The 12,319-nt window shown below is 61.2% G+C and carries 10 protein-coding genes and 1 pseudogene; 7 read left to right on the top strand and 4 right to left on the bottom strand.

Going from position 1 to position 12,319, the window contains the following annotated elements:
* Positions 1 to 107 precede the first annotated feature (107 nt).
* Positions 108 to 434 carry a hypothetical protein gene (locus ACIGKQ_RS23570; protein WP_182374525.1) on the bottom strand — a complete coding sequence of 109 codons (327 nt, stop codon included), beginning with the start codon at positions 432 to 434 and terminating at the stop codon, positions 108 to 110.
* Between the two features lie 283 nt (positions 435 to 717).
* Here ACIGKQ_RS23570 and ACIGKQ_RS23565 point away from each other — a divergent pair, with 283 nt between their 5' ends.
* Together ACIGKQ_RS23565 and ACIGKQ_RS23560 are read left to right on the top strand one after the other, a co-directional pair.
* On the top strand, positions 718 to 849 hold the full coding sequence (locus ACIGKQ_RS23565; RefSeq protein WP_258325139.1) for a hypothetical protein: 132 nt from the start codon (positions 718 to 720) through the stop codon (positions 847 to 849).
* Between the two features lie 165 nt (positions 850 to 1,014).
* The gene (locus tag ACIGKQ_RS23560) at positions 1,015 to 1,710 is read left to right on the top strand and encodes a transposase (protein ID WP_182374526.1); all 696 of its coding nucleotides are present in this window, start codon (positions 1,015 to 1,017) and stop codon (positions 1,708 to 1,710) included.
* Between the two features lie 794 nt (positions 1,711 to 2,504).
* Here the strand turns inward: ACIGKQ_RS23560 and ACIGKQ_RS23555 are convergent.
* From ACIGKQ_RS23555 to ACIGKQ_RS23545, 3 genes and pseudogenes are all read right to left on the bottom strand, one after another.
* Positions 2,505 to 3,953 (bottom strand): aldehyde dehydrogenase, encoded by a 1,449-nt coding sequence (locus ACIGKQ_RS23555; protein ID WP_182374527.1) that lies wholly within the window; start codon positions 3,951 to 3,953, stop codon positions 2,505 to 2,507.
* Positions 3,954 to 3,978: 25 nt separating this feature from the next.
* Complete coding sequence (locus tag ACIGKQ_RS23550; protein ID WP_182374528.1) at positions 3,979 to 5,091, bottom strand: NDMA-dependent alcohol dehydrogenase; 1,113 nt, start codon at positions 5,089 to 5,091, stop codon at positions 3,979 to 3,981.
* A 170-nt stretch (positions 5,092 to 5,261) separates the two neighbouring features.
* Positions 5,262 to 5,846, bottom strand: a pseudogene (locus tag ACIGKQ_RS23545) (steroid 3-ketoacyl-CoA thiolase); the annotation flags it as partial.
* A 110-nt stretch (positions 5,847 to 5,956) separates the two neighbouring features.
* Here ACIGKQ_RS23545 and ACIGKQ_RS23540 point away from each other — a divergent pair.
* The 5 genes from ACIGKQ_RS23540 (at position 5,957) to ACIGKQ_RS23520 (ending at position 12,012) form a co-directional block, all read left to right on the top strand.
* On the top strand, positions 5,957 to 6,580 hold the full coding sequence (locus tag ACIGKQ_RS23540) for a TetR/AcrR family transcriptional regulator (RefSeq protein ID WP_182374529.1): 624 nt from the start codon (positions 5,957 to 5,959) through the stop codon (positions 6,578 to 6,580).
* 433 nt (positions 6,581 to 7,013) lie between these two features.
* Entirely contained in the window at positions 7,014 to 7,469 is a 456-nt protein-coding gene (locus ACIGKQ_RS23535; protein ID WP_350339598.1) for a helix-turn-helix domain-containing protein, read from the top strand.
* Between the two features lie 14 nt (positions 7,470 to 7,483).
* Positions 7,484 to 8,143: a hypothetical protein gene (locus ACIGKQ_RS23530; protein WP_182374531.1), complete on the top strand. Its 660-nt coding sequence runs from the start codon at positions 7,484 to 7,486 to the stop codon at positions 8,141 to 8,143.
* Positions 8,144 to 8,980: 837 nt separating this feature from the next.
* Positions 8,981 to 10,864 carry an AAA family ATPase gene (locus ACIGKQ_RS23525; protein ID WP_258325137.1) on the top strand — a complete coding sequence of 628 codons (1,884 nt, stop codon included), beginning with the start codon at positions 8,981 to 8,983 and terminating at the stop codon, positions 10,862 to 10,864.
* A 14-nt stretch (positions 10,865 to 10,878) separates the two neighbouring features.
* Positions 10,879 to 12,012: a hypothetical protein gene (locus ACIGKQ_RS23520; protein ID WP_258325136.1), complete on the top strand. Its 1,134-nt coding sequence runs from the start codon at positions 10,879 to 10,881 to the stop codon at positions 12,010 to 12,012.
* The last annotated feature ends 307 nt before the right edge of the window (positions 12,013 to 12,319 follow it).

Raw genomic sequence — 12,319 nt, 5'->3', positions numbered from 1 at the left:
AGGCGAAACGAGGTCTCGATGAGACGTGAGGACTGGTGTGCGGGCCCACACGTGGCCCGGCGATGGCCGGCCAGGACGGTCGTATCAGGATCGTCCTGGCCGACCTGCTACTTCTGCCGCGTTGCCGCGGTGGTGTCGGCGGGGGTGATGGACGCGGCGCGGAATGCGAGGCCCGACCTGTCTCCCTGACTCCAGGGAATCGCAACCAGGCCGGTCACCGAAACCTGCTGGGTGACAGATAGTTTTGGATCACCCACGACCGTCGCGTTCAGGATTTCGCCGCCGCTCTCGTCGAGGGCGAGCATCTGCACGACGTACTGGGCCAGCCCTGTTGCCGGGTCCAGCCGGGGCGCACCGGTATCGAAGCTCAGTTTGATTTCCGGAACCTTGGTCACCAGAAACCGGGAATCGGTCGTATCGATTTTCAAACGCATGACTGCATCTCCTGAGTGAATGTAGTTGGTATGCACCATGTTTGGTGCACAACCCACACAACAGGACGCCGTGCTGTCAGTTCCATATCAATCAGAGGTCAGTTCGGGTCAGCGGCTGTCAATTGCCGTCACCGACCAGTCAGCCAGACGTCAGCGACACGCCGCTGCGTGACCAGTAAGGGCCCACCCGCCGCTGGTCTATGACATGGACCAACTATGGTCACCGGCCGAGCGGTTACAGTGAGCGCCATCGGCTCCAGCGATCACGACAGAAAGGCCGGGCATGGCATCGGACGACCACCACGGCGGCGCGGCATCCACGCAGACTCATGCCGAGTCGTCGGGCAATTCCAGTACTTCTGTCGAACCGGATGAGATGGAGCGCCGTGCGATCGTGGACCGCATCGCCGACTAGGAGTGTCGGACAGCACCCTCACGCGGGCGCGGCGGGGCGAGAAGATCAGCGATGAATCGGCCTACCTCATCGCCACCGCTCTGGGCGTCGAGGCCGGCCACATCTGGCCGCACCTGCAGGCCTCAAGCGCGGGTAGTGCGCCGATCGAGCGGCGATCGATCGTCGATGATCCACACAAGCGCCGATATCGAGATGCTCCGCATCCTCACGCTCACCCGCACCAGTGCCGTGCATGCTAAAACTGTCGCCATCACCACCATGCAAGACCTACTCGTCACCGCACCCGCCCCGGTCCGTGAACAGCTCTCCGGTTTGAGCCCACGCCGCCTGGTGTCGACCTGCGCGAAACTCAGCCTCGCTGACAATCCTTCCACCCCAACAGAATCAGTGCTGTTGGTGCTATACCGGCTCGCGGTTCGGTACCAGCACCTGGCCGCCGAAGCCGACAGCCTGCAACATCAGATCGGCCGCCTCGCCACCCACGCCTGCCCAGCCCTGCTCACCGTGTACGGCGTCGGACCCAACAGCGCCGCCACCCTATTGGTAGCGCTCGGTGACAACCCCGGCCGCGTCACCAGCGAAGCCGCGTTCGCCAAACTCTGCGGCGTCGCGCCGATCGAAGCATCCAGCGGGAAAACCGTGCGACACCGCCTCAATCGCGGCGGGAACCGGCAAGCCAACCGGGCGCTGCACACCATCGTCACCGTCCGGCTCCGCCGCCACCAACCCACCCGCGACTACCTCGCCCGCTGCATCGCCGACGGCAAAACCAAACGCGAAGCCATCAGATGCCTGAAAAGATACGTTGCCCGCGAGGTCTACAACACCGTCCTACCAGCACAAACACGCCAACCAACCTGACATACACAAGAGCATCTGCTATCGAGACCAGGCGTTCTAGCCGGGTGTTGTGCCTGACGCCGAGACTAGTCGGGATCTTGCGTCGGCAATGCAGCCGTCTGACCGATCTGAAACTGCAAGCTGGCAGCGCAAGGCACGGGCACGGCCGTTGTGCTCCACTGAGGTCGGCACGCCAGTGGACTCAGTCAACCTCAGCCACACGTTCTCTCGGCTCGCCACGCGGGCGGCTTTGGTCACTAGCATCCGAACAAACTTCGGCATTCGGGCGCCACACTGATGCTCGCCCAGGGGGCGAGCTGTACTCGTCGACGGCCGGGGTCAGTGTTGCTGGCGACCATCCCAAGAGGTAGACAGAGCTCGTTGACACCGGATGGTGGCGAGTCGTTGGTACTGAATCGGGTCGGCGTTCTTCGTCAGTTGACGGATGCTGGCCGGATGATTCATCACCGACGGTTCCGGCACCGTGCGAAGCGCAGCTCTTAGCAGTAAGAAAGTCTCACAAGATCGCCGGGACATCCCTCGCGGTTACGTCATCATCTTGCAAGCCGGACGAGTGTGTCTGCGTGGTACCAGCTGGCGGATCCGTCGTCCATGCGAATGGGGATGGATCCGAGACGGTCGGGTTCACCGATGACGTAGCCAAACGCCGGTATCACTGCGTACGGTGCTGGCACTATGACTTTGTCGCCGTAGCGCCAGTCGTTGTGGGTCGCCGTCATGTAAATAACCTCACGATCAGTGCGGTGTCGTTCCTGCGCGCGGTGGACAGTGCGGCAGGAACGACACGCGGGCGGCTACGCGCTCGTTGACAGATACGTCGTGTGGGTCCGCATGCACGCCGCGAGACCTTCGGGACCGAGTTCGCGGCCTAAGCCGCTCGCTTTGATACCGCCGAATGGCGCAACGGGATCGAGCATGTAGTAGTTGACGCCTACCGTGCCGGATTCGATTTGTTCGGCGATCTTGATACCGTGAGACTCATCAGCGGTCCATACGGTGCCAGCCAATCCGTATGCGGAGTCGTTGGCGATCTGAACCGCCTGACCGATATCGTCGTATGGCATAAGAGCGAGTACCGGTCCGAATACTTCCTCTTGTGCAAGGGAACTTGACGGATCAACGTCTGAGAAAAGGGTGGGTTGGACATACCAGCCACGATCGAGGTGGGCTGGCCGACCGCCGCCGGCAACAATGTTCGCACCGTCTCTCTTGGCCTTTGCGATGTGTGCCTCCACTCGGTTGCGGTGCGCAGCGCTGACCAACGGTCCGACCTGTGTACTCGGATCAAGTGGATCACCGATGACGGCACCGTTGACGAGTCCGGCGAAGAGTTCGAGGGACTCGTCGAACCTCGTGCGAGGAACAAGAATTCGGCTATTCAGCACACAGGTCTGACCGTTATTCAGTAGCGTCGCCTGAAAAAGTCCCTCGATGTTCGCAGTGAGGTCAGCATCGTCGAGGATGATCGCTGCCGACTTTCCACCGAGCTCGAGCGTGACTGGGCGGAGTAGCTCGCCACAGGTCTTTGCGATTTGACGGCCGACGGCGGTCGATCCGGTGAACGTGACCTTATCGACGCCTGGGTGGGATACGAGGTATGAGCCAGTACTCGCCCGCCCAGGAACGATGTTAATGACTCCCGCCGGTATGTTCGCAGCAACGACCGCTTCGGCGAAAATGTAGGAATCCAAGACTGTTTCTGGGCTGGGCTTCACCACTACGGTGCAGCCGGCGGCCAACGCAGGCGCCACCTTCAGTGCAGTGACCAGGTTCGGATAGTTCCACGGCACGATCGCGGCGACCACTCCGACTGGGGCCTGGCGAACAATCGCGCGGCCACCGAGTAGGCCTGGACGTGTCTGCTCCAGTTCCGTAGTCCGAATGAGGTTCGCATAATACCGGTATACGGTCGCGGGAAGCCCGGACTCGAGCATTCCGGCGATGGCAATCGGCATCCCGTTTTGGGACGAGACCAATTCGGTGAGCTGCGGCGCACGCGCCTCCAACTCATCAGCAAACCGCTCGATCGCTGCTGCGCGCTCGTCGGGACTCCACGCCGACCAGCCGCGAGGATCGTCGAATGCACGTCGTGCCGCGGCAACCGCGGCGTCGACATCGTCCGCATCTGCTGCTGGTGCGCTTCCTATGACTTCTTCGGTGGCCGCGGACAATACCTCGATCCGCTCTGGCGCGTGGGCTGGTGACAATGTACCGCCGATGAACAGCGTGTTCTGGTCGATCATGTGTTCCTCCGTGCGTGCTTGCATCTCAGTGGCTGTGCGTGATGATCCCGCGAATGTTCTTGCCATCGAACATGTCTTGATATCCCTGATTGATATCGCTGAGTTGGTACTCGGCGGTGACAGTCTCGTCAAGCTTCAGCTGGCCGTCTCGGTACAGTCTGAGCAGCCGGTGAATATCTGCTCTCGGGTTGGCTTCGCCGAAGAGGCTTCCAGCCAAACGCTTTTGAAAGAGCGTGAACATCATCAACGGGATGGTTGCAGTGTTCTCAGTTGCCGGGGCAATACCAGTAACAACCCCGACGCCGCCTTTTCGCACCAACTCCAGCGTCTGTCCGATCATTTCGCCGGCGACAACCCCCACTGTGAGAATCGCTGAGTCGGCCATCACACCGCGGGTGAGGTCTGCAACAAGCGCAGTGGCCTCCTCGAAGCTCGTGCAGAAATGTGTTGCCCCGAGCGGTATTAACTGCTGCTTCTTTGATTCGACGATATCCACCGCGACGATATTTTCGGCGCCCGCTATTCGGGCACCTTGGATCGCGCTGGCGCCGATGCCGCCGCAGCCGATGACGACAACTGTGTCGCCCGGTTGGACCTTTGCGGTGTTGACCGCTGCCCCCCAACCTGTCGTCACTCCGCAACCGAGCAGACACGCTCGATCAAGCTGAACGTCGTCGTCGACCTTCACCACGGATTCTTGGTGGACCGTCCCATACTCAGCGAAGGTTCCCAGCAACGATAGGGCGCCGAGGTCCTTTCCACGGGCGCGGCGGCGGTAGCTGCCGTCGAGCATGGTGCCGGCGAGGATGAACGCGCCCATGTCGCAAAGATTCTGTTGCCCAGTCGAGCACCACCGGCAATGCCCGCATGCTGGCAGAAACGAGCAGACGACCTTGTCGCCGGGCTGCAGGTTCTTGATTCCCGGACCGACTTCTTCAACGACTCCTGCACCCTCGTGACCACCGACGGTGGGTACCGCGATCGGCATATCACCAGTGCGGGCGTGATCATCGGAGTGGCATAGCCCGCTCGCTTCGTAGCGGATGAGCACCTCACCTTCCTGGGGTCCGTCGAGCTCGACATCCTCGACGCTCCAGTCCTCACCGGGACCCCAGAGAACCGCTGCTTGCATTTTCATCACTTACTCCAATCGTTTAAGAAATCGGGTGTTAGCCAACCAGGGATAGTGTGCTGCGTCGCACTCATGCAGAGCGTGGATCGCAACGCCACGGGGTTGAACCAGAGCGCCACCATCGGCGGATAATTCACTGGCTGAGTTCGGCGTCTAGCTGTTCACCGGTTGTTGACGGCTTGTGTTGCGGCCCAGGCGCGCTCGTGACTACGCGCCGAGAAGTCGTCCAGCTCGGCACGGGTCAGGCCGAATCGGGCGTTCATCAGCTCCGACGACGCGCCCTGCGCCATCAGCTCGCCGCGCTCCGAATCGACGTTATAGCGGACCAGCTCGCGCGGGCTGTACTGCGGGCCGAGGGGCGCGCCCGGCCTCATCGCCGGTGGCATCGGCACCCGGGACATCGACTCGACGCCGCAGGCGATCACGAGATCGGCGCAGTCGGCCACGATCGCCTGCGCCGCGAAACTGACGGCCTGTTGTCCGGAGCCGCACTGCCGGTCCACCGTCACCGCGGGCACGGACTCGGGCAGTCCCGCGGCCAGGACCGCGTGCCGGCCGAGATTGCCGCCCTGCTCCTCGTTCTGCAGTACGCAACCGGCGATCACGTCATCGATCAGCGATGCGTCCACGCCGGTCCGATCGACCAGCGTGCGCAGTGTCTGGCCGAGCAGATCGACTGGATGCCAGTTGCGCAGCGCGCCGCCTCGCCGTCCGACCGGGGTGCGGACCGCTCCCACGATCACTGCTTCTCGAGCTGCCATGAAATCCTCCTGCTACGGTATCGATCATCGTACTATACGAATGTCCTAGAATATGAGCAAATGTACTGAAATGCGGAAATCTGTATGATGTCCATTCGAGTGGAGGTGACATGTCCAGCGGGGAGCCGATCGACAGCGATCTGACGACCAAGGCGCGCATTCGTAACGCTGCGCTGGAACTCTTTGCCGCCGAAGGGGTTTCGGCGGTATCCATGCGAGCGGTGGCGGCGCGCGCGGGTGTCGCGGTCGGACTGGTGCAGCATCATTTCAAGACCAAGGACGGCTTGCGATCGGCGGTCGAGCAGTACATCGTCGACCGCCACGCCGCGGCGATCGCGTCCGTGCCGGGCGACGGTGCTCCTGCCGAAGTGGCGGCCGCACGTGATGGGGCGGTGCGGCGCATGCTCGACGAGCACCCGGCGCTCATCGGCTACATGCGTCGCGCGCTACTCGACCCGAGCGGCGACGGCCGGTTGCTGGAACGGCTCACCGACCTATCGCGGAACCAGGTCATCGAACTGCGCACGGCAGGTGCCGCATCGACCAGCCGACCAGTCGCCGATCAGGTGGTCGGGCTGATGGTGCGGCAGCTGGGACATCTGTTCCTGCAGCCGATGATCGATGCGATGTGGGCTCAGCTCGATACCGAAAAGACGTGCAAGCCGCAACTGATCGTCCGCGCCAGCGCCAATGTCGGAGCCCCAGAAGGACTTCGCACAGCGGAGCCTTCATAGCCTAATCGGTGATAGAAGGTTGCGCTAACACGTGACTACACCTGTTGGACATCTACCGTCCAAGAGTCTGCACCGATGTCGGACAGGTCCATTTCACACCAATGGCAATATCGACCCGCGCCGGTACTGCAGGCGAAACCTGCACAATACAGTTGCCGCAGTTGGTCTTTGCGGTGGCGCTACGTCTTGGCTCAATCGGTGACTGCGACATTCCTGATTGGAGTGCTGTATGCCAGGCAGAGATCGACTACCGTTGCCGCCTGAGGTTCGGGAGCGGGTTTTCGTGAGTTGCAGCACCGCGGTCGAGTATCGGTAGCGGGTGTGCCCCAGACCCTTGCGCTGATCTGGACGCGTGTGTTCGGCATCGTCCCGGCGATTACCGGTGGCCGCCGAACGCCGCCACTGGTCAAGGCCCGATTCTTCGACGAGATCGATGCCGGCGTCAGCCCCGACCGAGACCGGCCTAGTCGCAGGGGTGTTCGGCGGCCACCGAGTGTCAGTGGGCCGCACGCGGCTGGCCGAAGCGGTCAGGGACGCTCAAGTGGTGCCACCACATTCGATTACCCCATCGCCCGCCGGGGTTCCTCGCGCGGACGCGTTGACCTGGCTCGAGCGCGTCCGGATCGAGAAACTGACCGACGCCGGCTACCGGCAGGCCCGGATACTGGGCCGTTCGCCAGCGACGATCAGCCGGGAGATGCGGCGCCGGGAAACCATCGTCAGGCCGCGACCGACGGGCCAGGGCGGCGCTGAGGCTGCGCGGCGGCGGGATTGCTGTCATCGCTTTGCGGAGGTAGTAAACAGGCGGGCGAGACTAGCTGGCCGGACTTCGCTCGAGGCCGCGGCCCCAGCGAGAGCGCATTCACCAACCAAGAGTTGGCGGCGTTGATGGAAACGCCCGGGGTGAGTGTCGTCGTCGATCCGGAGACTCTTGCCGATATGAAGGCTGCTGCGGACTCGACGATCCAGACCAAGGTCGACCTACTGCAGCAGTGCACACGACCTACACATGACGATGGACGGCGAGTCCGGCTGCACTACAACGCGACGCCGGTACAGATCTGCGGCGACGGCCAGGTCGACTCAATCACCTTCCATGCGCCAGACGGCCAGGAAACAATCACCGCTGCAGGCCTCGTGATTCCGTCAATCGGCTACGCCGCAACATCGATCGCAGGACTGCCATTCGACGCGGCCACCAACACCGTGCCAAACGATGGCGGACGGGTGCTGCAAGACGACGACACCGTGATGGATGGCATCTACGTGACCGGTTGGATACGACGAGGGTCGACCGGCGGGATAGGCATGAACAAACTCGACGCGCGGGAGGTAGCAAGGGCGGTGATCGACGACTTCCAGGCCAGGCCAATTCACACACCGCGCGAGGGTTACCGCGAGGACCTCGTCTCGCTGCTCGACGGCCGCGGAACACAACCAATCGGGCTGGACGGCTGGCAACGGATCAACAACGCCGAACTGGACGCCGGACACGCTCTCGGCAGGGCACGCCTGAAACTGATCGCCCGCGCCGAGATGCACAGGATCGCTTCCGCAGAGTAGGCCACCGTAACCAAGAACTGAAAGATTGCCCACCAGATCACGGCAACACGCTGTCCGGCTGCTTGATACTTAGTCACCACGAGTCCCTGATGTCCGCTCCCGATGGGCACGATGCCGCGTGCTCCGTCGACGTAGGCGTAGTCGACGCGGTCGATCAGGGAGCCCCGCCAGGACATGTCGGCGATGTCTATCTGGACTGACGAGTCGGAAAGACTTCAGATCACTCAAATCGGCGTTCCGACGCGGAATCCCGAAGCTCGAATCCCCATTCCGTATGGGATCGTGTGGTGGACGTCAGGCTTGTACACCGTCACCGCGTGATGGCTGTCTTCCTCAAGTCGCCATGCGTCGACGGGGTCGGTTGAACTCTGAAACCTACTCCGATACGTCGGTCTATCTTCGATGTTGTTCAGTTTCCTCACGCATTCGTGACTAGTGGAGATGCCGGTGGAAGGCCTGACCGCATTCCTTCATCGACGAGACCATGAAATAGACAGCTGCACGGCAGTGTTCGATGATTACGTAAGAGGTGCCGGACATGGCCGAGAGGTGTTGTTAGCGACTTGCGAGATTCCAACTGGATCTCACATCTCTGTCCTCCACCACTTCGGTACCGCTCGCATTTGGAGTAACAGTATTGGGGCCTCCCTGGGCTTGGGCGCTTGGCCACACCGAAGGGCCCTGGTGCCTACGGTGAGGACGGGGTATTCGACGGATTCGAAACATGCGCACGAGGATGTTTCACGAAAGTGCATCTAGCGTGACAACATTCAGCATGGGCGAACGCAGGCTGGAGTTTCCGACGAATCCGGAACCGATGCTATGACGGATCAAGGGGTGGGTGTGGTGGGTGTGGGGGCGCGTTGGTGGAGTCTTGACATTCATGCGCACTCCCCGGCGTCATTTGATTACGGCGGTATCGCCGACGTGAGGAGCAGCGCTCCGAAGCCAACCTTCAAGGAGTGGATTCAAGCCTATATCGACGCCGGCGTGGATGGCATCGTCGTCACCGATCACAACACTCATGAAGGTATCGAGCAAGCGCGTGATGCGCTGGCCGATCTTAAGGCCGAGAATCCAGGACTCAGGCCGTTCGTCATCTTCCCGGGTGTCGAGGTGACGGTGACTAATGGGACTCACGTTCTCGCGATCTTCGATCCCCAGAGCCCAGCCGAGGTTGTCAACCAGACGCTGACGTTGTGCCAGTACAAGGGCACCCGGGGAGGCAGTGACCAAACGGCCGATGTGACGGTTGCAACTGCGGCGAAGATCGTCAACGAGCTAGGTGGACTGTTCGTACCTGCTCATGCAGACAAGAAGCAGGGTGTTTTCGGGATCGATCCACGCGACTTGGCCGTCCTGCGTGAAAGTCCTCACATTCACGCCGTTGAGGTGATCGATGATAGTGCGCTGAGCACTGCCGACGCCTCAGGCTGGGTGCCGCTCCTAGGTTCCGACGCACACCATCTCACCACTGGGTCTCACTCAGACCCGGACTCTGCTAAGGCACCCGGCACGCACCTCACCCTCGTCAAGGCAGAACGCCTCGACCTTGAGGGTCTGCGCTTGGCGCTTACAGATCCGCTCGAGTCGATCCGGCGGTGCCGCAAGGACTACGACGATCCGAACGACGTTGACCACGGCTATATCCGTTCGCTCGAGGTGAGCCACGGAGGAGCCACCGAAACGTACCAGTTCGGCCCGTGGATGAATTGCCTCATCGGCGGCCGCGGTGTGGGCAAGTCAACTGTCATCGAGCTCCTCCGGCTCGCGCTCGGCCGGACAAGCGAATTGCCAAAAGGCATTGCCGGTGATCTAGTTAGATTTGATCCCGTCGTCGAGTCGGATCATCGGTGGTGGACCAGCGAGACTCGAATCACCGTCGAGTACGTCAGAGACGGACGCTCATTGAAGGTGACGTGGGCCGGGTCTGATCCAACGCAATCGAAGATCGAGCTTTGGGACGGATCCCAATGGCAGCCACAGGCTGGGCGTGTGTCCGACCGGGTGCCGGTTCGCGTGTTCAGTCAAAAGCAGATCTATGAGCTGGCATCAGAGCCGCAGAGCTTCCTGACCATCCTCGATGATATGCCGCAGATTCGGCGACCAGAGTGGGACGAGGAGTATGAATCGCTCCAGCTGAAGTTTAAGGCTGAGCGAAACAAGCTGCGGCAGTTGCTCGCCGAGTTGGAGAAGGCCGACCGCATTCGAGGCGAGCTGGAAGAGGTGCGGGGTCGTCTGCGCCATCTCGAGCAGCTCAAGGCAAGTGATGAATACCAGGAACTCGAGGCGCTTGAGAGCAGACTCCGGCTATCCGCGTCAGCGGAGGAACTGGCGACCGAGATTGAACTCGGAGCGAACAAACAGTCGACAGCGTTGCGCGGACTTACGTCCGGGCTCCTGAACGTCGAGGAACACTCCGATCGCGCCGCGTCGTTCATTCGTGCAGCGCAGCTCCTGGAAAAGGCGTCAGAAGTGTTGAGGTCCGCGAGGTCAGAGTGGGAGGTACGACCTACTCGTCAGCAGTGGGAAGCACGAGTTACTGAGCTCAATGCGTGGCTGAGTGACCAGGGTGGGTCGTCGCATGCAACTCCAGAGCAGACGACTTCCTGTCACTCGGGTGGTTGTTCTACAACCTTTGGAAGCACGAAGGGTTCACGTGTATTGAGCCTGAATTCTTCGCTCGATACGCCGCTCCACCAGCGGCCGTCGACTTCCTGATGGACCATTGCACGGTGTCGCTCGCAGACCTGCGCGCACAGCTGGCGCAGGAACGATCCGAGAATGCGTCGCTGTGGACTCGGTACAAGCTGCAACAGACCCCGTTTGTGCGTATCGACGACGGCACACTGCTGCCTATCAGATTTCAGTACGTGATCCAGCGCATCTTCGGAGACCATCTCTACCTCGAGACCGAACACATGTTGCGTGCGACCGACTCGAAGAAGGCCGACCACTACGCGGAGGCAATGCGGAACATCTTCGAGGAACGCGTTGGCGAGGTCCTCCAACGCATCTGTACCTACGACGAATCGGGGGAGACAGTCCTTGTTGACGAAGCCGAGATGAAGCGAGTCTGGCGAACGAAAAAGTCGACGCTGCCGAAGATCTGCGACTTCGCACTCTTCCGTGGGCACGGTTGCATTCTGATCGACGCCAACATGCGTAACTTGCCCCAACCGTTCGCGGAAGGTGAGGCGACGATCGAATCGCTGCAACTCGAGATCGAGCAGCGGTTCACGACAACCAAGTTCCGACAGCTACTCAGCACCGTCGAACTCTTCATGAACCGAGGCTGGAACAGGCTGCGTACGGCGGTCACTGGCCGCACCAGATTCGTCCCGATCGTGGTTGTTCCCGACGCGGGAATCCCGGGCGACATCGCGGTCGAGAACGCTGTGTACACCAGAGCATTCGGCCTGGTAGTCAAGTACAACGAGAATCCCAACATCACCAAAGTCCACGTGCCAGCAATTCTCACCTGGCGTGACCTACTCAGACTCGATGGACTAGCCGAACGCGGCGTCGACATCTTTGTCCTGCTCAAACGCTGGCGCGACATTGACGCTCTGGGTCGGTTCGGGCGTGAGCAACTACCTGTGCCGTTGAGTGAGTTCCTAGATCGTCGATACCCGGACTCACCGATGAGTCAGCGTGAGCACCGGCGAGGATGGGACCTGTTTGAGCACCTTCGTTCCCACGTAGAGCAACACGCGATCGCGGCTGCTCCCGCGGCCCTTCGCCAGACGGTGGCAGCAGAGTTCGCGCACCAACGACGCCAGCTGCCGACATTCGACAACCGACACGAGTTCACCGAGCGCGATGGCCGCGCCATGAGGATCACCAACAGTTCATCGGATTGCGATTGAGGAAACGATAACGGCCACAACAGATCCGCTGTTGGCTTGCGGTGTGGCGGCTACGGTAGCCACTCAAGAAGCGGTAAATATACTGCCTCACAATCACTTTCACTCGTCCTAGTTCGCGCCGATAATTTACCTTATGTCAAGTAACCCAGAGTCACCTTAACCGGTGCTATTGAGGGGGACCCATTCGATGGTCCAGTCGCTATGCGGCTTGGGGTTGGTGGGTCGTGGTCCACTGTAGGGCGAACTCGGCGGGGGTGAGTCCGTGGTGGGCCGAATGGGGTCGGTTGGCGTTGTAGTCGATCCTCCA

It is taken from the genome of Gordonia sp. NPDC062954 (assembly GCF_044543825.1).
In the GTDB taxonomy this organism is placed as follows: Bacteria; Actinomycetota; Actinomycetes; order Mycobacteriales; family Mycobacteriaceae; genus Gordonia; species Gordonia tangerina.
The sequence above is the reverse complement of the archived record's forward strand: the minus strand, read 5'-3'. Positions and strand labels throughout refer to the sequence as shown.